This window comes from Kitasatospora sp. NPDC001547 (genome assembly GCF_042894165.1).
Lineage (GTDB): Bacteria > Actinomycetota > Actinomycetes > Streptomycetales > Streptomycetaceae > Kitasatospora.
In genome coordinates this window covers 33,199-55,702 of sequence record NZ_JBIAVL010000031.1, presented here as the reverse complement: position 1 = coordinate 55,702, position 22,504 = coordinate 33,199, and the positions used below count along the sequence as shown (strand labels likewise).

The window sequence follows — 22,504 nt, the reverse complement described above, 5'->3', positions numbered from 1 at the left end:
GGCACCGCCATGTGCGCCTGCTACTTCGCCGTCTTCCAGACCGGGTCGGCGGCGATCGCCCTCAGCTGGTCCGGGGTGAGCAGCTGCTCACCCGGGCCCTGGGAGACCATGACCGCCATGCCGTCGGGGCGCAGGACGTTCACCACCGGCGGCTTGCCCTTGCCGTCCGGGGCGCCGCCGGTGCCGCCGGTGCCGCTGGTGAGCACCCGGCTCCCGTCCGGCAGGGTGACCGCGTCCTTGAACGCCCGCTCAGCCGGGTTGTCCCCGGACTTCGCCCAGTTCTCCACCCGCAGCACCACCGAGCCGGTGGTCCCGCCCCGGGCCAGCTGGAAGGTGGCCGCCAGCGGACCGCCGGTGCGGCCGGTCACCGTCACCCCCGGGGGCAGCAGCCGTGCCAGGGCGGCCTCCCGGTCCGCCAGGGACAGGCCGGGGTCGACCGCTTCGACGTCGACGCCGTCGAACCCGACCGCCGCGACGACCCGGTCCCAGGACCTGTCGGTGACGACCACCCTCAGCTGGTCGAGGGTGAGCGGCGGGTTGGGGCGGCTGTCCGGCGCGCCCTTCTCCTGGGGCGCGTTCCACTCGCTCAGGGAGATGCTCCGGCCGTCCGGGCCGTTCAGCGTGGCGTGCCACTCCTTGGTGTCGGCCCGGCCGTCCGGGTACTCGTGGCCCTGCTGCAGCAGGAGCTCGGAGCCGTCCGGCAGCGTGGTGACGGCACAGGAGTCGACCCGGGCGAGCTTCGGGTCCGGCGGGCAGCCGGGGGCCTGCGCCTGCCGGGGCCGGTGCTTCTGGACGCCGATCTGGATCAGCGACTTGCCCTGGCCGTCGTCGAAGACCAGGTCCGCCCCGGCGAAGGTGCCGTTCATCCGCTCGTCGTCGGTGCCGCGGCCCCTGGCCTCGGTGATCTCGCCCTTGGGGAGCAGGGCCCGGAAGGTCGCCAGGACCTCCTCGCCGGTGACCACGGCCGCGGTCGGGGCCGAGGACCGCGCCGCCGTCGGCGTGGCCGCGGGGCTGCCGCCACCGCCGGCCGCCGCCGGGGCGGAGGCCGCGCGCACCGTGCCCGTGTCCTTCGCCCCCGGCGCGCTCAGGTACACCGCTCCGGTGCCCACCAGGGCCAGCGCGGCCGCGCCGCCCACCACCGCGGCGGCCGAGCGGCGGCGCCAGCGGCTCCGGCCGCGCCGGTAGCCGCCCGCGGCCAGGTCCGCCTGTGCGGTCTGCTCGGTGCGGAAGCCCTCGCCCGTACGAGTGAGGGCATAGAGAAGATCGTCCTCGAACTTGTCCGGTTCGGACATGGGTGTTCACCGTCTCCTTGCGTCGGGGGTTGCGGGAAGTGCCGTACGGGCGGGGCGGCGCGCCGGCCTCAGCGGGCGGCGAGCTCGGTCAGCGAGTCGCCGAGCAGGGTGCGCAGCCGGGCCAGGGCCCGGGTGGTGCGGGTGCGGACGGCGCCGGAGGAGACCCGCATGGCCTCGGCGGTCTCCTCGACGCTGCGGTCCTCCCAGTAGCGCAGCACCAGGACCGCGCGGTCCTTGGGCGGCATCCGGCCGAGCGCGTCGAGGAGGGTCAGCCGCAGGGTGCTGTCGGAGTCCCGCCCCTCCGGCTCCGGCAGGGCGTCGCTGGGGCGCTCGCCGCTGGAGCGGCGGCGCTGCTGGGCGAGGAAGGTGCGCACCATGACGGTGTGGGTGTAGGCCGCCGGGTTGTCGATCCGGCCGCGGCCCGTGAAGGCGCTGCGCCGCCACAGCACGTACATCCGGCTGAGGGCCTCCTGGACGAGGTCCTCGGCGTAGTGGGTGTCGCCGCTGGTGAGCAGGCAGGCCGACCGGTAAAGGTGGCCGGTCCGGCCGGAGACGAGTTCCAGGAACTCCGCGTCCTTGGCCTCCCGGCCCGCCCCGTTCCACCTCATGCGCCCTGCTCCCCCGCGGTCCGCCCACCCTGACACCTCATCGATGCGGCGGGCGGGCGGCGGTGTTACAGGGTTCCAGCGGATCCCCGGGTGAGCCGGTCTCCGCCGGGCGGACGACGGGCGAACGCCGAACGGTCTCCGGACGGGCGACGGGCGACGGACCGTGGACCGGACGTCGGCCGGGTGTCGGGCCCGCGGGTCAGCCGGCGGACTTGCGGCGGTGGTCGCGCAGCACCACGCCGCCGCCGATCAGCAGGGCGACCAGCAACGCGCCGATGCCGACGACGTACGTCGCGGTGCGGCCGTCGCGGTCGGCCTGGGTCTCGCCGAGGCCCACCGGGCGCGGCACGATCGGCGCGGCGGCGAGCTGCACCGGGGCGTCCGGGGTGGGCGCGAGGGGCGCGTCGACGGGGGCCTTGGTGACGGCCTTGACCGGGTCCACCACGCCCCAGCCGATGAAGGTGTCCGGGTCCCGCTGGGTGCGCTGCGCGGTCTGCTCGATCCAGGCCCGCACCTGGGCCGCCTTCCAGTCCGGATGGGCGCCGACCAGCAGCGCGGCGAGCCCGGAGACGTACGGGGCGGCGAAGCTGGTGCCGTTGTCCACGCACTGGCCGCTCCCGGGCACGGTGGACAGCATGTCGACACCGGGCGCGGCGACCTTCACGAAGGCGCCGTACTGGGAGAACGGCGCGCGCTCGTTGTTGCGGTCGGAGGCGCCGACGGCCAGCACGGTCGGGAAGGCGCCCGGATAGGTGTCGCCCTCCTTGCCGTCGTTCCCGGTGGAGGCCACGACGACGGCCTTGTTCTCCTCGGCGTACTCGACGGCGGCCTTCAGCTCCGCGTAGCCGCCGAAGCGGGCGTCGCCCGCGCCGCGCACGTCCTGGGAGATGTTGATGACCCGGGCGCCGGCCTTGACCGCCTCCCTGATCGCCACGGCGAGGGTGGAGACGTCGCCGTTGCCGTCGCTGTCGTTCTGCCGGATCGCCAGGATCCTGGCGTCGGGGGCCAGGCCGACGAAGCCGGTCTGCTTGCTGACGCGGGCGGCGATGATGCCGGCCACCTTGGTGCCGTGGCCGACCGGGTCCTCGACGGACCTGCCCTTGACCGGCTCCTTGGTCTCCCGGTTGACCAGCAGGTTGGGACCCTCGATCACCTTGCCGTCGGCCAGCTGCGGGTTCCGGTCGTCCACCCCGGTGTCGATGACCGCGACCGTCACGCCCGCGCCGGTGGTCCTCCCGTCCTGCCACAGCTCGTTCAGCAGCAGGCGCTGCAGCGACCACGGCACGGTCTTCACGTCGGGAGCGTTCTTGGGGCAGTCGCCGGCCGCGGCCAGCCCGGTCCCGTCGCCGGCGTACGCCGGGGCGGCGAGCGGTCCGCCCAGCACCGCGAGCGCGGCCAGCGCCGCGGCCGCCTTCCGGTACCCGTGTCGGGACACCCTGCCACCCCTCATGTCGTCCACCCGTGCCGCGCGTCGGGGGCGGGTGCCCGGAATCCGGGTACCCGCCCCCTGTCGTTCCTCAAGGAACCCGAACGTCAGCCCCAGAGCTTGGCGTTGGCGTCCTCGGTCGTCTTGTAGCTCTGCGCGGCGTTGTCCAGCGAGGTCGCGATCTGCGAGCAGACCTGCTGGAGGTCGGCGGCGCGGGAGTCCCACTGGGCCTGGTGGGCCTGGTAGCCCTGCTGGGCGGCACCCTGCCAGCTGGCGGCGATGCGGGTGACCTGGGACTTGAGGTCGTTCAGCAGGTGGTCGATGCGGCCCGCCGAGGCGCGCACCTCCTCGGCCGCGTGGTGAACGGTCTGGAAATTGACGAGGATGTGGTCGGTCACGTTGTCTCCCTAGGCGAGGGTGCGGAGCGCCGCGCGGTCAGCGGCGGGCGCCCCGCAGAGCGGTGGATCGGACAGAACGGCGGTCGGCGCGGGTGCGGCGATCAGCGCGGGTGCGGTGATCAGCCCTGGGCCGAGGAGAACATCGCCTTCTGCTCCTCTTCGGTGCTCGCGTAGTGCTTGGTGGTCAGCTCGATCGCGTGCTTGATCGCGGTCAGCGACTCCTTGAGCTTCGCGATGTCCTCGTTGACCTTGTTCTGCAGGTTCGTGTAGGCCGTCGCGGCCTGGCCCTGCCAGCCGCTGGTGATGCCGGAGACCGTGCTGATCAGCTTGGTCCGCTCGGCCTCGATCTTGCCGATGGCCTCTTCGATCTGCTTGGCGAAAGCCAGCATCTCCTGCGCGGTCATCGTGAACTGACCCTGAGCCATGCTCCACCGTCCCCCATGAGACAACATTCGCGTGCACGGACGGCCCTGCGGGCCGGCCGCCACATCACCGGTGTGATGTCCAGCAGCACTGTAGTCGGCACACGCAGCTCGCCCAACACCGATCACCGACTAGTTACCAGACCATGACACTGGTGCCAATTCGGTTACGGCGCTTGGCCCGTCAGGCGTTCTGCGGCTGGACGGCGCTCTTCGCCGTCAACGGCGGTCCGGCCGGAACCAGGTTCGACCACTCCTTCGGGACCGGCAGCGGCTGGACGCCCTGGTAACCCAACCGGGCCTGGTTGGCGCCGGGTTCCTCCTGCTGCTGACCGGGCTCCTGGGACGCCCCGGGGGCCGGCGTCGCACCGGGCTGCGGGGCCGACGGCTTCGGGGTGCCGCTCTGGCCGGGCTGCGGCGTGGCGGCGGGCCGCCGACCGCCGTCACCGTTGGACGGGACGGAGTAGCGCAACCCGGTCTCGGTGATCAGGAAGTCGGTTCCGGAGCCGGCCGCCGAGTTGTCGAGCGAGCGGTAGAACAGTCCGTGACCGGGGGTCACGTACGCGGCCCCGGCGCCGTTGTTGTACGGCGCGGGGTACGTGGTCCCGGCCCACACGCTCCGCTTGGCCGTGGCACCGTCCTCGGCGACACCGTCGTAGGTGCTGCACACGACCATCCGCGCGTCCTGGCGGTCCTGCCAGTTGTTCACCGGCGCACCGGCCTTCAGCGGCCAGTCCGGCGCGGTGCCCTTCAGCCGGACGTCGCCGCCCCACTGGGCGTTGTCGGCCGGGTTCATCTCGTCGCTGCGCGGCTTCTTGTCCTGGTCGTACTTGTAGAGCATCTGGTACGCCGGGTTCTGCCGGATCAGCTCCGCCTGGAACGGGGTGACCAGGAAGAGCTGGTCCCTGCCGACCACGTAGTGGCGGTCCTGGTAGTGCACCAGGCGGCCGATCCGGCGGTCGGCCGGATTGCTCAGCTCCACCTTTGAGTTGGCGCCCTGGCTGTCGGCGACCCCCTCGACCTGCGGGAAGGTGATCGGGGTGGCGGTCACCAGGGTCTCCAGCCAGTCCCGCTTGACCCGCTGCGGCACCGCGTTGGGCCCGAACACCGCGGTGATCAGCGCCTTGCGCTCCTTGTCGTCCGACTGCGGGGTGCCGATCTGGTGCTTGCGGCCCTGCGCGTCGACCAGGTACACCGCCGCGGCCGCGACGGCCGGCTGACCCGGCGCCGGCGCGGCCGAGACCTGCTGCTCGTCGGCCTGCTGCACCAGCATCAGCTGGTCCGGCCCGAGCATCCGGTCCTTCGCCGCCAGCGCCGCCGCGTCCGCGCCGGCCGCCACGAACACCGCCTGGTTGACGGTCTCCTGCTTGTCGTCCGAGCCCGGGCGGTCGCACACCGCCCACTTCATCGGCTTGCTCGCGTTGTCCGTGGTCGGCAGCTTGTCCGGCGCGTACGGGATGCCGATCGTCGGCCCGTGGTTGGGGTACCGGTCGAGCACCCCGTCGTCCACCACCACGACCTTGGCGCCCGCGGGCAGCACCAGCCGCGCCGAGGACATGTTGAGCACCTGGTGCAGCCGCTTGGTCTTGTTGTCCTGGTCGAGGAGCACCACGTAACGGGTGGTCGACTGCTTGCCCTGGATGATGTTCTTGCCGTCGTCCCACTTCACCGGCGCGCTCGGCTTGAAGACCCCCCAGAGCCCGAACCCGGCCACGACCACCGCCCCGGCCAGCACACTCGGCAGCACCGCCTTCACCGGACGCGGCGCGTCCTCGTCGCTGCCGCCACCGGCGGGCAGCAGGAAGGCTCCCACCGTGCGCTTGCGGGCGAAGGTGTACGCGTTCAGCTCGTCCCGGCGCGATGCCATACCTCGTCGTCCCCCTTGTCAGACGTCGTCGGGCGTTGTCAGACCGACCGTCCCCGTGGTCACCCGCCGGGCACGAACCGGCGCGAACCCTCTACGATGCGGCAGCAGACGGTGAGTACGGTACGGGTACGGTCCGCGACACAGCCAGCCGGGCCGCGACAACGGATCAGAGAGGGCCACCGGGGGATGCCAAGCCAGACCGCTCCAGGACGCCGCCGCAGCGCGGGCGGCGGGAGGTCGCGACGGGCCGGCCGGGCTCAGCGCGGCGCGCCGACGACCGAGACCGGCACCGGGACCGCCCGGCCGGAGCCCACCGGCGGCGGGGGCGGCGGAGCCGTCCAGGTCCGGGTCAACCCCCGACCGGGGCTGCTCGGCGGGCGGCTGAAGCTCCAGCAGCTCGTCCTGGTCGAGGTCGCGGCGGCCCTGGTCGCCGTCGGCTGGACGATCAGCCGTCCGGTCGCGGCCGGATTCGGCGCGGTCGCGCTGGTGCTGCTCGTGCTCGCGCTCGTCCCGGTGCGCGGCCGCACCGTCCCGGAGCTGCTGCGGGTCCGCGCCGCCCTCAGGTCCCGCCGCAAGCAGGCCAGGACGCTGCTGCCGCCGGCCGGCACCGACCCGGCGCTGGCGCCGGCGCTGGAGCTCGAACCGGGGCTGCGCACCTGCACCCACGCCACCGAGGCCGAGTTCGGCGGCCGCCCGGTCCGCCGGGAGACCGGCATGGTCGGCGACGGCACCTTCCTCAGCTCGGTGCTGCTCGTCCAGGCCAAGGACCAGCCGCTGCGCCCGGTGCGCACCGCGCTGCCGCTGCCGCTGGACGTGATCTGCTCGGCGCTCACGGTGGACGACATCACCCTGGAGTCGGTGCAGCTGGTCCAGCACACCCAGCCCGCCCCGGCCCCGCACCTGCCCGAGCAGTCGCTGGCCGCCCGCGCCTACCGCGAGCTGCCGGACGGCACCTCCACCCCCGGGCTGCGGCTGACCTGGATCGCGCTCAAGCTCGACCCGGAGCGCGCCGCGACCGCCGTCCGGGCCCGCGGCGGCGGCGAGGAGGGCGCCCGCAAGGCGCTGCAGCGGGTCACCGACCAGCTGGCCGGCCGGCTCAACAGCGCCGGCTTCAACGCGACCGTGCTGGACGAGCGCGAGCTGATCGCCGCGCTGGCCATCTCCACCTGCGCCAACCCGATCGCGGTGGCCGGCCGGCAGGGTACCGGCAGCGGCGGCGGCACCACCCGCCGCACCCAGGAGGGCAACCGGTTCTGGCGGATCGACGACCGCTGGCACACCACGTACGGGATCTCCCGCTGGCCGCAGCTGAGCCGCCCCGGCGGCGCCCCCGGCCGGGTCGCCGCGCCGGACCTGGTCAACCTGATCACCGGCTCCCCGGCCCTCGCCAGCACCTTCAGCCTGACCGCCGGGCGCGGCACCGGCGGCTCGGTGACGGTCAGCGGGCACCTGCGGGTGACCGGCCGCAGCGAGAGCGAGGTCGGCCAGGTCGGCCGCCAGGTGGAGACCCGGGCCCAGAGCACCGGGCTCGGCCTCGTCCGGCTCGACCTGGAGCAGGCCCCCGGCATGCTCGCCACCCTGCCGCTCGGAGGGGCTTCCTGATGGCGTACCAGACCTACTCCACCGTCGGCCCGCAGCCCGGCGCCGAGCAGCGCCGGGCCCGGCCGCGGATCCTGCCCGGCTTCGGCCTGCGCGGCCCGCGCCGGGAGAAGCACGTGCTGGAGCCGGCCGACCTCGCCGCCCTGGCCTTCCCGGTCGGCGACGACGGCGTGGTGATCGGCGTCGACCCGCAGGGGCTGCCCGCGGTGCTCGGCCTGTTCCGCCCGACCTCGTACGACCTGGTCCTCGTCGGCGGCATGTGGACGGCGCAGGTCATCGCCCTGCGGGCGGCCGCGATCGGCGCCCGGGTCGCGGTGGAGACCGCCCGCGGACAGCTGTGGGGCCCGATGGCCCAGGCGGCCGGCGGCGGGCAGCCCTGCGTGACGATCCACCAGGTCGGCCGGCTCGGGCCGCAGGGCGCCTCGGTGGCCTCGCCGGTGCTGGTGGTGCGCGACCTCGGCGCCCGCCCGCCGCGCAGCCGGCTGTCCGCCGCGCCCTGGCAGACCACCCTGACGCTGCTGCCGTACCTGGGCCCGAACGCCTCCCGGGTGCTGAACGCCGCCGACCTGGTCGGCGTGCAGCGGATCTCGCCGCAGGAGGCCGAGCTGACCGGCCGGGTGCTGTCGCTGCCGCCGGAGGACGTGGCCGCGCTGCCCACCCTCGGCGACGACCTCACCCTGTGGGCGACCCGGATGCGGCGCCAGTACGTACGGGCCGTGGCGGGGCAGGCCGAACAGCAGGTGCTCGGCGGGCCGCGCCGGATGGACTGAGCGTCGGCTCGCCGCACCGGGCGGGCCGACGGGGATCCGTAGCCGCCTTCAACGGGGGTTGCCGTAGCGCCTAGTCTTTGATGCGGCAACGGCACCGCTGAACAAGCGGCGGCGAACACGAGGGAGCCAGAGTGAGCAGCGATCGGGACGGCGTCTACGTCGGCGACAACGCGGCGGAGGACGACGACGACTGGTCGGACGCGCCTGACTACACTCCCCCGTCCTGGTACGTGCAGACCGAGCCGGCGGCTCCGGGCGCGGCCGCGGCTCCGGCGCAGGCCCAGCAGGCTCCGGCCCAGCAGCCCGCCGCCGGGGCCGCACCGGCGCAGCAGCAGGGCCCGGCCCAGGCTCCGGCCCCGACCGCGGCCCAGGCTCCGGTGCCCGCCCAGGGCGCGGCACCGGCGGCCGAGGCCGTGCCGGGCGCCGCCCCTGCTCCGGCGCCTGCTCCCGCGCCCGCCGCGCCGGTCCCGCCGGTGCAGGCCGAGGCGCAGCACGTCCCGTTCCCGGCGGCCTCCGCGACCCCGCCGGCCGCCGAGCAGCCGCAGGCCGGTGCCCCGGCCTGGGCGGCGCCGGAGGCCGCGGCGCAGCAGCAGCCCGGACAGCCCCAGGCCGTCCAGCCGTACCCGGCGCCGGCGCCCGCCCCGACCGCCGCGGCCCCGCAGCCCGGGCCGGCCGCCCAGGCGGTCCAGCCGGGGCAGCCGGTCCAGCCCCAGAACTTCGCGCAGCCGCCGGTGCAGCAGGCACCGCCGCAGCACCCCCAGGACCCGCAGGGCCCGTCGGCGGCCTGGGACCCGCAGGCCGCGTGGGCGGCCCAGCAGGCCCAGCAAGCCCAGGCCCAGCAAGCCCAGGCCCAACAAGCCCAGGCCCAGCAGGCCGCCGCCCCGCAGCAGACCGGCCCGGTGCCGCAGCCCGGCCCGGTGGACCCGCGCCAGGGCGGCTGGCCGCAGCCCGCCGCCTACCAGCAGCCGCCCCAGCCGCAGCCCGGCCCGCAGGCCCAGCCGGCGCAGCCCCAGCCCGGTCCGCCGCAGCCGGGGCCAGGACAGCCGTGGCAGCAGCCGCAGTCCCCGCAGCCCAGCGCGTTCCAGCAGGCCGCCGCCCCGCAGCAGACCGCGCACGGCGCGCCGCTCGGCTACACCGCCGCCGTCGAGCTGTCCTCGGACCGGCTGCTGCGCAGCCAGCCCAAGCAGCAGCGCCAGCAGCCGCGCTTCCAGTTCGGCGGCAAGGCCGCGGCGGCCGAGAAGGCCCGCAAGCTGGAGATCATCCGCACCCCGGTGCTGAGCTGCTACCGGATCGCGGTGATCAGCCTCAAGGGCGGCGTCGGCAAGACCACGACCACCACCGCGCTCGGCGCGACCCTGGCCAGCGAGCGCCAGGACAAGGTGATCGCGATCGACGCCAACCCGGACGCCGGCACCCTGGGCCGCCGGGTCAAGCGCCAGACCGGCGCGACCATCCGCGACCTGGTGACGGCCATCCCGCACCTGCGCAGCTACATGGACATCCGTCAGTTCACCTCGCAGGACCTGAACTCGGGCCTGGAGATCCTGGCGAACGACGTCGACCCGGCGGTCTCGACCACCTTCAACGACTCGGACTACCGCCAGGTGATCGACGTGCTGGGCCGCCAGTACCCGATCATCCTGACCGACTCCGGCACCGGCCTGCTGTACAGCGCGATGCGCGGGGTGCTGGACCTGGCCGACCAGCTGATCATCGTCTCCACCCCCAGCGTGGACGGCGCCTCCAGCGCCTCGACCACCCTGGACTGGCTCTCCGCGCACGGTTACGCGGACCTGGTGCAGCGCAGCATCACGGTGGTCTCCGGGGTCCGCGAGACCAGCAAGATGATCAAGATCGAGGACATCGTCGCGCACTTCCAGACCCGCTGCCGCGGCGTGATCGTGGTGCCGTTCGACGAGAGCCTGGCGGCCGGCGCCGAGGTCAACCTCGACATGATGCGGCCCAAGGTCCGGGAGGCCTACTTCGAGCTGGCCACCCTGGTCGGCGAGGACATCGTCCGGGCCCAGCAGGCCGCCGCCCAGCAGGCCGGCTGGCAGCAGCAGGCCCAGGCGCAGCCGGGCTACCCCGGCGGCCGGCCGCAGCCGTACGCCGACCCGCAGCAGCAGCCCTACCCGCAGCAGGCCGGCCAGCCCGCCCCCGGGGCGCCGTGGGCCCCGCAGCCCGGCCAGGCCCCGCCGCCCCCGCCCGGCTACGGCTACCCCCAGCAGCCCGCTCCCGGGGCGCCCTGGCCGCAGCAGCCGGGGCCGGGCTACGGCTACCCGCCGCAGGCCCCCCAGCAGTGAGACGACGGCAGGGGCCCACCGACCTGGTGTCGGTGGGCCCCTTCCGTCGTCCCGGCGCCCGGAACCCGTCGGTCGGCCGCCGCCGGTCGGACCCGGTCGCTCAGACGCCGTCGGTCAGACCCCGTCGGTCAGCTCGCGGGCCCGCTTGACGTCGTCGGCCATCCGGTCCAGCAGCGCGTCGATGGAGTCGAACTTCTCCATCCCGCGCAGGTAGGCCAGGAAGTCCACGGCCACGTGCAGCCCGTACAGGTCCAGGCCGACCCGGTCGATGGCGTACGCCTCCACGGTGCGGGCGGTGCCGTCGAAGGTCGGGTTGGTGCCGACCGAGATCGCCGCCGGCATCCGCTCGCCGTCCGCGGTCAGCCAGCCCGCGTACACGCCGTCGGCCGGGACCGCGCTGTGCGGCACGGTCTCGACGTTGGCGGTCGGGTAGCCCAGCTCGCGGCCGCGCTGCGCGCCGCGCACCACCACGCCCTCGACCCGGTGCGGGCGGCCCAGCACCTCGTTGGCGCCGGCCATGTCCCCGGTCTCCACCAGCCGGCGGGTCAGGCTGGAGGAGAACGGCTGGCCGTCCCCGGCCGTGCCGCACACCTGGAGGTCGACGACCTCGACCTCGAAGTCGTCCGCCCGGCCCAGCTCGCCGAGCAGCGCGACGTCCCCCGCGGCCCGGTGCCCGAAGCGGAAGTTGGGGCCCTCGATGACGACCCGCGCGTGCAGCGCGTCCACCAGCACCTGCCGCACGAAGGTCTCCGGGGACTCCTTGGAGAACTCGGTGGTGAACGGCAGCACCAGCACCGCGTCCACGCCCAGCTCCGCGATCAGCTCGGCGCGGCGCGGGTGCGGCGCGAGCAGCGGCGGGTGGCTTCCCGGGCGGATGACCTCGCGCGGGTGCGGGTCGAAGGTCACCACGACCGACGGGATGCCGAGTTCGCGGGCCCGCTCGACCGCCCGCCCGATGATCAGCTGATGCCCGCGGTGCACCCCGTCGAACGAGCCGATGGTGACGACGCTGCGTCCCCAGTCACCGGGGATCTCCTCCAGGCCACGCCAGCGCTGCACCTGACCGCTCCTTGTTCCGTACGGCGCGTACCCTCTGTACGCTCAAACGCTCAAAACCCGAACCCCTATAGCGTGCCATGCGCCTGCCCCGGCTCAGGCACCGGAATGCGGGTTGAGCGCACCGAGGCCCCCGCGGGCAGCCCTGACACCGTCCGATCAGCCTCGGCGGCGGCGTACCGCGGATCCCGTCCGGCCGCCGCCAGGGCCCGCATCCGGGCCGGCCGGGGGCCGTCCGGAGCGGTCGGCCCGGCCCCGGACGGCCACCGGGCGAGCAGCCGGGCGAAGGCCGCCGACCGCCCGGCGCAGCGCACCAGCAGCTCGTCCGCGTCCGGCAGGCCCGGGGTGGCCCGGGCCAGCACCGCCCGGGCCCGGGCCGGGTTCTCGGCCGCGCAGTGCTCGGCCAGCCGCTCCACCACGGCGGTCAGCACCACTGGGTCGGCCTCGGCGGCGAGCAGGGCGTCCAGCAGCTCGCAGCGCAGCGCGTCCGCCGCCGGGTCGGCCACCGGGACGGACAGCACCTCGGCGAACGGCCGCCGGACGGCCGCGCTGCGGGTGGCCAGCGCGGCGTCGAGCAGCGCCCGCAGCTCCGTCCGGTCGGCCGGGTGGACGCCGGCGGCGCGTCCCAGCCGGCGGCCGAGGTAGTCGACGGCGACCGGACCGGCCGGCACCGGGTGGCCGCGCAGCAGCCGGGCGGCCAGCTCGGCGCCCCGCCGGACGGCCACCGGGGCGGTGGCGTCGGCGAGCACCCGCAGCGTCTCGGCGGGGGCCGCGCCGGCGGCGGCCGACCGGTCGGCGAGCGCGGCCAGGACGGCCTCCGGGTCGCTCTCCAGGGCCGGGGCGAGCGCCCGGGGGGTGAGGAAGGCGTCGCCGCCCGCCCGGAGCCGGGCGAGCGCGGCCGGCAGATGCTCGGCCCTGGTCGCCGGATCCGCGACCAGCAGCGCCAGCGCGGCCCCGTGCAGACCGGGCTCGTCCTCGCGGGCGAGCAGCGTCAGCGCGGTGTACCGCAGCAGCTCGGCCCCGGCCCCGGAGGCGTACGGGGCGGTCCGCAGCGCGTGCACGGCGGCCGCGACGTGCCGTTCGGGCCGCCGGTCGTGGCTCCAGCGGTCCACCGCCCGGCAGAGCGCGGACGGCTCCTCGGCGGCGAGCACGGTGAGCAGCGCGTCCGCCGCCGGGTGCGCGGCGGCGGCCAGCGCGTCGGCCAACTCGTCCAGGGCGAGCCGCCGGTGGGCGTACAGCAGGTCGTGGGCGAGGCCGGCCACGGTGCGTCCGGGGCGGCCCGGCAGGCCGCGCGGGTCCTCGAACCAGGCGCAGAGCAGCGGGAAGACCGCGACGGGGTCGGCGCGCAGCCGCTCGGCCACCACGGCGAGGAAGCGCTGCCCCGGGCCGTCGGCGACCACCAGGCGGCGCAGCAGGGCGAGTTCGGCCTCGACGGGCAGGCCCAGGCCGGTCCAGAAGGCCGGGCCGAAGCGGCCGAGCCCGACCGCCGGAAGCGCCACCGCGCCCGCCGCGCCGGCCCGTTCGGCGATCCGGTCGGCCAACTGGTCGAGCAGCGCCAGGTGTTCGGCCGGGTCCGGGCTGGCGGTGAGGCCCGCGGCGAGCAGCCGGGCCGCCCACCAGGCGGGTTCGCTGCCCGGCGGGCGCAGGTCCAGGGCGCGCCGGATCCGGTGCAGCCACGGGTCCAGGGCGCCGGCGCCACAGGTCTCGGCCACCCGGCGCAGCGCGGCGGCGACCGGGCCGACCCGGTGCCGGGCGACGGCGTTCGCTCCGGCGGCCGGCTCCCCCGCCCGGTCGCCGCCCGGCTCCCCCGCCCGATGGCCGCCCGGCTCCTCGACCTCGTCGGCGGGCCGGGGCGGGGTGTCCTCGGCCTCGCCGAGCAGCTGCCGCAGCGCCGCGTCCAGGTCCAGGTGCCGGCCCTGCAGCCAGTCCGCGAACTCCCCGTGCGCGAAGCGGAATCCGGGCCCGGCCGGGACGAACAGGCCCTCGGCGAGCACCGCCGCGGCCCAGCCGCCCCCGGCCGGAAACAGCTCCTCGAAGACCGTCCGGTCCAGCCCGCCGCCCGACGGGCCGCCGAGCATCCGCCGGGCCGCCTCGTGCACCCGCCCGGCGACCGCCGCCGCGAGCCGGCGCACCCGCCGGTGCTCGGGCCCGCCCGGCCGCGCCGCGCCCCTCCGGTGGGCACCGGGCCGGCGCGGCCGGGCGTCCTCCAGTCGCTGGGCCACCCGCAGGCAGCGCAGGTCCAAGAAGGCCTCGAACAGGTCGCCCCGGCGCACCTGCCCGTCGTGCGGCCCCCCGGCCCACAGCCCCTCCGCCCACAGCTCCCCGGCCAGCCGGACGGCCAGCGGGTGCCGGGCGTCCTCGGCGGCGACCGGGCGCCCCGGGGGCAGCCCGTACCGGCGGCACACCCGCTCGGCCGCCTCGGGGGGCAGCGGGCCGAGCCGGTGCCCGGCCAGGCTCGGCCCGCCCGGGCCGCGGCCGTCCATCCGCACGGTGGGCGCGCTGCTCAGGTCGCCGTCCGGGTGCGGCTCCGCCGTCCGGCGCGGGCCAGGGGCGCCGCCGCCCCAGGTCTCGGCCGCGAGCCGCTCCCAGAGCTCCTCCCCGCAGGCGGTCACCAGCCGGGCCCCGCAGCCGGTCAGCCACTGGCCGGCACCGCGCAGCCAGCGCGCGTCCACCGGCAGCGGGGCCTCCTCGGGGCCGTCCAGGACCACCAGCAGCGGACGGCCGGCCGCCGCGCACAGCGCCGCCACCGGTCCGGCCGCGGGCGCCGGGGTGCCGAGGCCGGCCGCCGCGGCGGCCAGTGCCCGCTCCACCGGCTCGGCGAGCGAGCGGTCCCCGGCGCGCAGGTCGGCGCCGCGCAGCCAGAGGGTGGGCAGCGGCCGGGCACCGCCGTGCCGACGGACGGCCAGCGCGGCCAGTTCGGTGGTGCGCCCGCTGCCGGGGGCGCCGACCAGCACGGTGACGGTCGCGGCCGGCTCCTCCCCGGTCAGGCCGTCCGGCCGGTCCACCCGGTCGGCGGCCAGCCGGGCCACCCGGCCCGGTCCGGCGCCGGCGGCCGTCACCTGGGCGGCGGCCAGCCGCAGCACCGCGGCCAGGTCGAGCGCCGGGCCGTGGCCGGGCACCGCCGCCGCGTTGCGCGCCGGCAGCCCGACCAGCGCCTCGGCGGCCTGCGTCCCGTCCGCGGGGCCCGTTCCGGCCGCCGCGGCCCCCACCGCCACGGCCGGCAGCGCCCCGTCGTGCCAGGGCCCGCGCACGGCGGGCGCGGCCAGCGCGACCACCGCCCCGCTGCGGGCGTCCAGCACCGGCGAGCCGGCCGGCACCGTGACCCCGCCGACCACCGGCACGTCCAGCAGCAGCACCCCGCCCAGCCGGTGCCCGCCGTACGCCGCGCCGGTGACCCCGAGCAGCCCGCAGCGCAGCGCGACCACCCGCTCGTCCTCCGCGGCCAGCGCGGGCACCAGCACCTCCGGCCCGGCCGGGACGGCGGCCAGCGGCAGCGGGGGCACCGGCAGCCCGTCGGCCGCCCCGGTGCGCAGCAGCGCGAGCCCCTGCCCGGGCAGCGGCAGCACGGCGTCCGGGCCGAGCACCGTGCTCCGCCCGCCGGGGGTGTGCAGGACGATCCGGTCCAGCCCGGCGACGCTCTCGTGGGCCGTCAGCACGGCCCCCTGCGGGTCGGCGACGAAGCCCAGGCCGTGCAGCCGCCCGTCGAGGTCGCGGATCCGCAGCAGGTACCGCCCCGGATCGCCCTCCGGAAACCCCGGCATCTCGCGCCCCTTCGGCCGTCGCTCGCCCGCCGCCGGGAACCTGCCCGCCGGGGCGGCGCCCCGACCGCGCCCGCGCCGCTCACCACGGGCGTTCACTGCGCGCGCTCCCTCGCACGGGTGAAACGGTTCCGGGAACGGCGGAGCCCCCGTCGGGATGACTCCCGACGGGGGCTCCGGACAGCGGCGGGGCCGTCAGCCGACGAAGACCGCGACCGGCTTCGCCTGCCCGCCCTTCTCCTCGACCAGCGCGAGGAAGCGCCCGTCCGGCCCGAACACCGCGATCGGCCCGTCCACGCCCATCCCGGGCGCCTTCAGCCGGGAGCCGTGCGACAGCTTCTGCGCCGAGGCCTCGTCCAGGTCCCAGCGCGGGAAGGCGGCCGCCGCGGCCTGCCCGATCGGCAGCACCTGCAGCCCCTCCGGGGACTCGCCGGTGACCGCGGCCTCCAGCTGCTCCAGGGTGTGCGCCGACTCCACCCCGTACGGCCCGACCTTGGTGCGGCGCAGCGCGGTCAGGTGCCCGCCGACGCCCAGTGAGGCGCCCAGGTCCCGGGCCAGCGCCCGGATGTAGGTGCCGGAGGAGCACTCGACGGTGACGTCCAGGTCGAGCACCGGCGTGCCGTCCTCGGCGACCGCCGCGCGCTGCCCGTGCACGGTGAAGGAGTGGATCGTGGTCGGCCGGGCGGCGAGCTCGAACTCCTCGCCCTCGCGCACCCGCGCGTACGAGCGCTTGCCGTCGATCTTGATCGCGCTGACCTTGGACGGCACCTGCATGATCTCGCCGGTGAGCGCCGCGATCCCGGCGTCGACGGCCTCCCGGGTGACGGCGTCGGCCGGGGCCGAGGAGGTGACCTCGCCCTCGCGGTCGTCGGTGACGGTGGTCTGGCCGAGCCGGATGGTCGCCTCGTAGGTCTTGGCGGTGAGCATCAGGTGGCCGAGCAGCCGGGTGGCCCGCTCGACGCCGATCACCAGCACGCCGGTGGCCATCGGGTCCAGGGTGCCGGCGTGCCCGACCTTCCGGGTCCCGGCCAGCCACCGCAGCTTGGCGACGACCCCGTGCGAGGTGATGCCCTCGGGCTTGTCGACGATCACCAGGCCGTCCGGGCCGGTGCCTTTGCGCTTCATCGGGTTCTTTCTCTCAACAACATCAGCAGAGACGATCAACGTACCGGGCGCAGGGCACCCCGGAACCGCTCGACCACCGCGGCCACCTCCTCGCGGACGCTGAATCCGGCCGCGAAGACGTGCCCCCCGCCGCCCAGCTCGGCGCAGGCCGCGGCGACGTCCACCGCGCCCTTGGACCGCGAGGAGCCGCGCAGCGTGCCGTCCGGATCCTGCTTGAGCACCAGCGCCACCTCGGCCTCGGCCGGGCGGCGCAGGACGTCGATCAGTCCCTCGATCTCCTCGACCGTGACGCTGAACAGCGCGAGGTCCTGGTACGGCACCCAGGTCCACACCAGGCCCAGCCCGTCCGCCGCCTCCGGCTCGTAGACGGCCCGGTCGAGCGCGCCCGCGAGCACCTTGAGGTAACCGAACGAGGAGGTGTCCCACAGCTGCCGGGAGATCAGGTCGTGCCGGATGCCGGTGGCCAGCAGCCGGCCCGCCAGCTCATGGGTGGCGGGCGTGGTGGCCCGGTACTTGAACGACCCGGTGTCGGTGGCGACACCGGTGTAGAGGCAGGTGGCCAGCTCCTGGTCGAGCTCGACGCCGAGCCGGCGCAGCAGTTCGTCGACCAGCACCGCGGTGGCCGGCGCGCTCGGGTCGATCAACTGGTGGGTGCCGAAGCCCGGGTTGGAGGCGTGGTGGTCGAACACCACCAGCACGGGCGCGGCGAAGGCCTTGTCGTGCAGCAGGCCGAGCCGGCTCTCCGCGGCCACGTCGAAGCAGAGCACCAGCTCGGGCCGGTCCGGCACCTCGGCGGCCGGCACGATCAGCTCCTGGCCGGGCAGGAAGGCCAGCGACTCCGGGACGATCTGCGGGTCGTCGCCGAAGGACACCCGCACCTGCTTGCCGAGCGCGCGAAGCGCCAGCGCGGCCGCCAGCGAGGAGCCCAAGGCGTCGCCGTCCGGGCAGATGTGGCAGATCAGGTCGATCGAACGGGCCCGCCCGATCTCCGCCACCACCCGCTGCCAGACCAGCTCGAACCCGCTCTCCTCGCTGCGCGGGGCCGGGAGCGCCGCGAGGGCACCCTCCACCGTGCTGGTGGAGGACGCCCCCGTGGTCGATCCGGCTCGCGAGGCGGCCCGCGCCGGCTCACCCGCCATGACTACTCGTCCTCGTCGTCACGCTCGGACGCCGGAACCCGGTACGGGTCCGCGTCGCCGGCGTAGCTCGCCCCCGCGGCCTGGGTGCGCACGGCGGCGTCCGAGGTGCGGGCCCGGTCGAGCAGGTCGTCGATGTTCCGGGCGTTGTCCGGCAGCGCGTCCGCGACGAAGGTCAGCGTCGGGGTGAAGCGCACCCCGATCTTGCCGACCTCGGAGCGGATCACGCCCTTGGCGCTCTCCAGCGCGGCCGCGGTGGCCTCGCGCTCGGTCTCGTCACCGAAGACGGTGTAGAAGACGGTGGCCTCGCGCAGGTCTCCGGTCACCCGGGTGTCGGTGATGGTCACGAACCCCAGCCGGGGGTCCTTGATCCGCCGTTCCAGGGTCTGGGCGACGACCACCTGGATGCGGTCGGCGAGCTTGCGCGCCCTTGCGGTGTCGGTCACGTTGCCTCCTCGTGCAGTGGGCCCGGTACCCGGGCGAGCTGCGCACCCGTCGGGGCCCACGCCCCAAAGTACCGGCCCGCGCCCGGCCTTGCGGGCGCTCTCGGTCCTGATCCGTGTGAGAACGGCGACTTCCGTCGGCCGGCTCCACGGTCCTCATTCGTCGTCGTCGTTGTGGTACCGCCTCCTCGCGGAGAGGAGCTGCACCTCGGGGCGGCCGGCGACCAACCGCTCACAGCTGTCCAGGACCTCGGTGACGTACCCGGCTTCGCCGGCCACCACCGCGAGGCCGATCTCGGCCCGGCGGTGCAGGTCCTGGTTCCCGGTCTCGGCAGCGCACACGCTGTACTTGCGCTGCAGTTCGGCCACGATGGGCCGCACGATCGAACGCTTCTCCTTGAGCGAGTGGACGTCGCCCAGCAGCAGGTCGAAGGTGAGTGTTCCCACGAACATGATGGACAGGTCTCGCCGACCTGGAAGGCCTCGGGGAGCAGCCCGGAACCGGGCTGACGCCGTTGTGTCTGACTACTCCCGGACCCTACACAGCGAGACCGGGGCCGGTCGACGGAAATACCACCCGTCGACCGGCCCCGGCTGACACCGACTAGGCGCGCGGCTTCTCGCGCATCTCGTAGGTCTCGATGATGTCGTCGACCTTGATGTCGTTGAACGACCCCAGGGTGACACCGGCCTCGAAGCCCTCGCGGACCTCGGTCGCGTCGTCCTTGAAGCGGCGCAGACCCTCGATGGAGAGGTTCTCCGCCACGACCTTGCCGTCGCGCAGCAGGCGGGCCTTGGCGTTGCGGCGGATGATGCCGTCGCGGACCAGGACACCGGCGATGTTGCCGAACTTGGAGGAGCGGAAGACCTCGCGGATCTCCGCGGCGCCGAGGCGCACCTCCTCGTACTCCGGCTTGAGCATGCCCTTGAGGGCGTTCTCGATCTCCTCGATCGCCTGGTAGATGACCGAGTAGTACCGGACGTCCACGCCTTCCTTCTCGGCCGCGGTACGCGCACGGCCTTCGGCGCGCACGTTGAAGCCGATGATGATGGCGTCCGAGCCCATCGCCAGGTCCACGTCGGACTCGGTGATGGCACCCACACCGCGGTGCAGGACCCGGAGCTCGACCTCCTCGCCCACGTCCAGCTTGACGAGGGCGTCCTCGAGGGCCTCGACCGAACCGGAGACGTCACCCTTGATGATGAGGTTGAGCTGCTCGATGGAGCCGGCGGCGATGGCCTTGTCCAGGTCCTCCAGGGACACCCGGACCCGACGCTGCGCGAAGGCGGCGTTGCGGTCGCGGGCCGAGCGCTTCTCGGCGATCTGACGGGCGGTGCGGTCCTCGTCGACGACGATGAAGCTGTCGCCGGCGCGGGGCACCGAGGTCAGACCGAGCAGCAGCACCGGACGGGACGGGCCGGCCTCGGAGAGGTTGTTGCCGTTCTCGTCCAGCATCGCGCGGACGCGGCCGTAGGCGTCGCCCACGACGATCGAGTCGCCGACGCGGAGGGTACCGCGCTGCACGAGCACGGTCGCCATGGCGCCGCGGCCCTTGTCCAGGTGCGCCTCGATGGCGATACCCTGCGCGTCCTGCTCGGGGTTGGCCCGCAGGTCCAGCGAGGCGTCCGCGGTCAGGACCACGGCCTCCAGCAGCTGGTCGATGTGCAGGCCCTGGCGCGCGGAGATGTCGACGAACATGGTGTCGCCGCCGTACTCCTCGGCCACCAGGCCGAACTCGGTCAGCTGACCGCGGACCTTGGTCGGGTCGGCGCCCTCGACGTCGATCTTGTTGACGGCGACCACGATCGGCACACCGGCGGCCTTGGCGTGGTTCAGCGCCTCGACCGTCTGCGGCATGACACCGTCGTTGGCCGCGACCACCAGGATCGCGATGTCGGTGGACTTGGCACCACGGGCACGCATGGCGGAGAACGCCTCGTGACCCGGGGTGTCGAGGAAGGTGATCGGGCGCTGCTCGCCGTTCACCTCGGTGACGACCTGGTAGGCACCGATGTGCTGGGTGATGCCACCGGCCTCGCCGGCCACCACGTTGGACTTGCGGATCGCGTCCAGCAGTCGGGTCTTACCGTGGTCGACGTGACCCATGACGGTGACGACCGGCGGGCGCGGGGCCAGCTGGTCCTCGTCGCCCTCGTTGGCACCGAAGTCGATGTCGAACGACTCCAGCAGCTCGCGGTCCTCGTCGTCCCGGCTGACGATCTCCAGCTGGAAGCCCATCTCGCCGGCCAGCAGCTCGAGGGTCGCGTCGGAGACCGACTGGGTCGCGGTGACCATCTCACCGAGGTTGAACATGACGGAGACGAGCGCGGCCGGGTTGGCGTTGATCTTCTCCGCGAAGTCCATCAGCGAGGCGCCGCTCGACAGGCGAACGGTCTGGCCGTTGCCGCGAGGCAGCATCACACCGCCGACGGACGGGGCCTGCATGGCCTCGTACTCCTGGCGCTTCGCCCGCTTCGACTTGCGGCCGCGCGCCGGGCGACCGCCCGGGCCACGACCGAAGGCGCCCTGCGTACCACCACGGGCACCCGGGCCGCCGGGACGACCGCCGAAGCCGCCGGGACGCGGGCCGAAGCCGCCGCCACCACCGGGGGCACCGCCACCGGGACGCGGGCCGCCGAAGCCGCCGCCACCGGCCGGACGCGAGCCCGGACCGGCCGGACGACCCTGGAAGCCGGGACGGGCGCCACCGGCACCCGGACCACCCGGACGGCCGCCGGGGCCACCCGGACCACGGCCACCCGGACCCGGACGCGGGCCGGCCGGACGCTGCGGCATCATGCCCGGGTTCGGGCGCGGCATGCCGGACGGGGTCGGACCGCCGGGACGCGGCGCGGCCGGACGGGGCATGCCGTCGGGACGCGGGGCACCACCCGGACGGGGGGCACCGGCACCCGGGGCACCGGCGGGACGCGGACGGTCGCCACCGGGACGCGGCGCACCGGCACCCGGGGCACCGGCGGGACGCGGACGGTCGCCACCGGGACGCGGGGCACCGGCACCCGGGGCACCGGCGGGACGCGGACGGTCGCCGCCCGGACGCGGAGCGCCGCCGCCCTGGGCACCGCCCGGACGCGGGGCACCGCCCTGACCGCCCTGACGGCGGTCGCCGGGACGGCCCATGCCGGTGGCGCTACCCGAGGTGAACGGGTTGTTGCCCGGACGCGGGCCGGCCGGACGCGGGCCCGGACGGGCGCCGCCGGAGGCCTGGCCACCCGGGCGCGGGGCCTGGGTGGACGGACGCGGGGCGTCGCCGGCCGGAGCCGGCGAGGAGAACTCGGCCGCGGGCGCGGCCGGGGCCGCCTGGGCGGCGGGACGCGCGGCCGGGCGCGGGCCCGGGGTCGGCGCGCCCGGCTTCGGGGCGGCGGGGGCGGCCGGCGCGGAAGGCGCGGCGGCAGCCGGGGTCGGACGGGGACCAGGCGCCGCGGCGGGGCGCGGACCCGGAGTCGGAGCCCCCGGCTTCGGGGCACCCGAGCCGGCGGCGGGGGAGGGCGCCGCGGTCTTCCGCGGGCCCGGCTTGGCAGCGGAGCCACCAGTGGGGGCCACACCAAGCGCGTCAGTCAACTTGCGCACGACCGGCGCCTCGATCGTCGAGGACGCCGAACGAACGAACTCACCGAGCTCGGTGAGCTTGGCCATGACGGCCTTGCTCTCCAAGCCAAGCTCCTTGGCGAGTTCATAAACCCGGACCTTAGCCACTTCACTCCTGTCTATGAGTCCGGGGGTCTCGTCCGCCGGACTGTCGCTACTTCATGGGCGTACCCATCGCGTACTCATCGCGTACTCATCGAGTGCTCATCGCAATCTCGACCTACTTCCACATCGCGAGGTACCTGACTGGTGGCACGGCGCGCGGCTGCCCGAACGCCGTGCTTGTTGCGGTAGTTCTCCGCCGCGCGAGCGGCGGCCGTCGCGGGAGGCGGCCCTGCTAGGGGGCTTCACCCGCCCGCTCCCCGATGAACCCGCGGAGCCGCTCGGTGTCGAGCGTGCCCTGGAGCCGGAAGGCCCGGGGGAACGCCCGACGGCGGACCGCGAGGTCGAGGCAGGCCGGATCGGGGTGCAGGTGAGCGCCCCGGCCCGGGAGTGCGCCACGGGGATCAGGGACGCACTCGCCCTCGACCGCCGTGACACGCAACAGCTGGTGCTTGGCCGCGCGCTTGCGGCAGCCCACGCAGGTGCGCTCCGGGCGTGCTCGGACATGCGTCCGGCCAGACGAAGGCAAGTCTACCCCTCCGAGGCGACATGGCGCCGCCCGTCGATCCCGGAGGGCCGACGGGGACAC

Annotated in this window: 17 protein-coding genes; 3 read left to right on the top strand and 14 right to left on the bottom strand. The window is 75.4% G+C overall.

What is annotated here, in order from left to right; translation table 11 throughout:
• Window positions 1–20: 20 nt before the first annotated feature.
• From ACFY0X_RS33655 to ACFY0X_RS33630, 6 genes are all read right to left on the bottom strand, one after another.
• On the bottom strand, window positions 21–1,292 hold the full coding sequence (locus ACFY0X_RS33655) for a hypothetical protein (protein ID WP_387760291.1): 1,272 nt from the start codon (window positions 1,290–1,292) through the stop codon (window positions 21–23).
• 68 nt (window positions 1,293–1,360) lie between these two features.
• The gene (locus ACFY0X_RS33650) at window positions 1,361–1,900 is read right to left on the bottom strand and encodes a SigE family RNA polymerase sigma factor (RefSeq protein WP_387760290.1); all 540 of its coding nucleotides are present in this window, start codon (window positions 1,898–1,900) and stop codon (window positions 1,361–1,363) included.
• 199 nt (window positions 1,901–2,099) lie between these two features.
• Complete coding sequence (gene mycP, locus ACFY0X_RS33645) at window positions 2,100–3,350, bottom strand: type VII secretion-associated serine protease mycosin (RefSeq protein WP_387760288.1); 1,251 nt, start codon at window positions 3,348–3,350, stop codon at window positions 2,100–2,102.
• Between the two features lie 83 nt (window positions 3,351–3,433).
• Window positions 3,434–3,724 carry a WXG100 family type VII secretion target gene (locus ACFY0X_RS33640; protein WP_387760287.1) on the bottom strand — a complete coding sequence of 97 codons (291 nt, stop codon included), beginning with the start codon at window positions 3,722–3,724 and terminating at the stop codon, window positions 3,434–3,436.
• A gap of 119 nt (window positions 3,725–3,843) precedes the next feature.
• The gene (locus ACFY0X_RS33635; RefSeq protein WP_387760285.1) at window positions 3,844–4,149 is read right to left on the bottom strand and encodes a WXG100 family type VII secretion target; all 306 of its coding nucleotides are present in this window, start codon (window positions 4,147–4,149) and stop codon (window positions 3,844–3,846) included.
• 181 nt (window positions 4,150–4,330) lie between these two features.
• On the bottom strand, window positions 4,331–6,013 hold the full coding sequence (locus ACFY0X_RS33630; RefSeq protein WP_387760283.1) for a type VII secretion protein EccB: 1,683 nt from the start codon (window positions 6,011–6,013) through the stop codon (window positions 4,331–4,333).
• Window positions 6,014–6,199: 186 nt separating this feature from the next.
• Between ACFY0X_RS33630 and eccE the strand changes: the two genes are divergently transcribed.
• From eccE to ACFY0X_RS33615, 3 genes are all read left to right on the top strand, one after another.
• Window positions 6,200–7,615: a type VII secretion protein EccE gene (gene eccE, locus ACFY0X_RS33625; RefSeq protein WP_387760282.1), complete on the top strand. Its 1,416-nt coding sequence runs from the start codon at window positions 6,200–6,202 to the stop codon at window positions 7,613–7,615.
• On the top strand, window positions 7,615–8,382 hold the full coding sequence (locus tag ACFY0X_RS33620; RefSeq protein WP_387760280.1) for a hypothetical protein: 768 nt from the start codon (window positions 7,615–7,617) through the stop codon (window positions 8,380–8,382). Before eccE ends, ACFY0X_RS33620 begins: the two co-directional genes overlap by 1 nt.
• Before the next feature lie 131 nt (window positions 8,383–8,513).
• Window positions 8,514–10,685: a MinD/ParA family protein gene (locus ACFY0X_RS33615; protein ID WP_387760278.1), complete on the top strand. Its 2,172-nt coding sequence runs from the start codon at window positions 8,514–8,516 to the stop codon at window positions 10,683–10,685.
• Window positions 10,686–10,799: 114 nt separating this feature from the next.
• Here the strand turns inward: ACFY0X_RS33615 and ACFY0X_RS33610 are convergent, their stop codons facing one another.
• From ACFY0X_RS33610 to ACFY0X_RS33575, 8 genes are all read right to left on the bottom strand, one after another.
• A complete protein-coding gene (locus ACFY0X_RS33610; RefSeq protein ID WP_387760277.1) occupies window positions 10,800–11,744 on the bottom strand; it encodes a bifunctional riboflavin kinase/FAD synthetase in 945 nt (314 codons plus the stop codon).
• 65 nt (window positions 11,745–11,809) lie between these two features.
• Window positions 11,810–15,502 carry a serine protease gene (locus ACFY0X_RS33605; protein ID WP_387760275.1) on the bottom strand — a complete coding sequence of 1,231 codons (3,693 nt, stop codon included), beginning with the start codon at window positions 15,500–15,502 and terminating at the stop codon, window positions 11,810–11,812.
• A 192-nt stretch (window positions 15,503–15,694) separates the two neighbouring features.
• Window positions 15,695–16,624, bottom strand: a complete 930-nt coding sequence (gene truB, locus ACFY0X_RS33600) for a tRNA pseudouridine(55) synthase TruB (RefSeq protein ID WP_387760274.1) — start codon at window positions 16,622–16,624, stop codon at window positions 15,695–15,697.
• Between the two features lie 35 nt (window positions 16,625–16,659).
• Window positions 16,660–17,763, bottom strand: coding sequence for a bifunctional oligoribonuclease/PAP phosphatase NrnA (locus ACFY0X_RS33595; RefSeq protein WP_387760273.1), 1,104 nt, complete (start codon window positions 17,761–17,763; stop codon window positions 16,660–16,662).
• Between the two features lie 2 nt (window positions 17,764–17,765).
• Window positions 17,766–18,206, bottom strand: coding sequence for a 30S ribosome-binding factor RbfA (gene rbfA / locus ACFY0X_RS33590; protein WP_207812580.1), 441 nt, complete (start codon window positions 18,204–18,206; stop codon window positions 17,766–17,768).
• Between the two features lie 153 nt (window positions 18,207–18,359).
• A complete protein-coding gene (locus tag ACFY0X_RS33585) occupies window positions 18,360–18,656 on the bottom strand; it encodes a DUF503 domain-containing protein (protein WP_030311386.1) in 297 nt (98 codons plus the stop codon).
• Window positions 18,657–18,807: 151 nt separating this feature from the next.
• Window positions 18,808–21,921, bottom strand: coding sequence for a translation initiation factor IF-2 (gene infB / locus ACFY0X_RS33580; protein ID WP_387760272.1), 3,114 nt, complete (start codon window positions 21,919–21,921; stop codon window positions 18,808–18,810).
• A gap of 229 nt (window positions 21,922–22,150) precedes the next feature.
• A complete protein-coding gene (locus tag ACFY0X_RS33575; protein ID WP_387760270.1) occupies window positions 22,151–22,444 on the bottom strand; it encodes a YlxR family protein in 294 nt (97 codons plus the stop codon).
• Window positions 22,445–22,504: the final 60 nt, after the last annotated feature.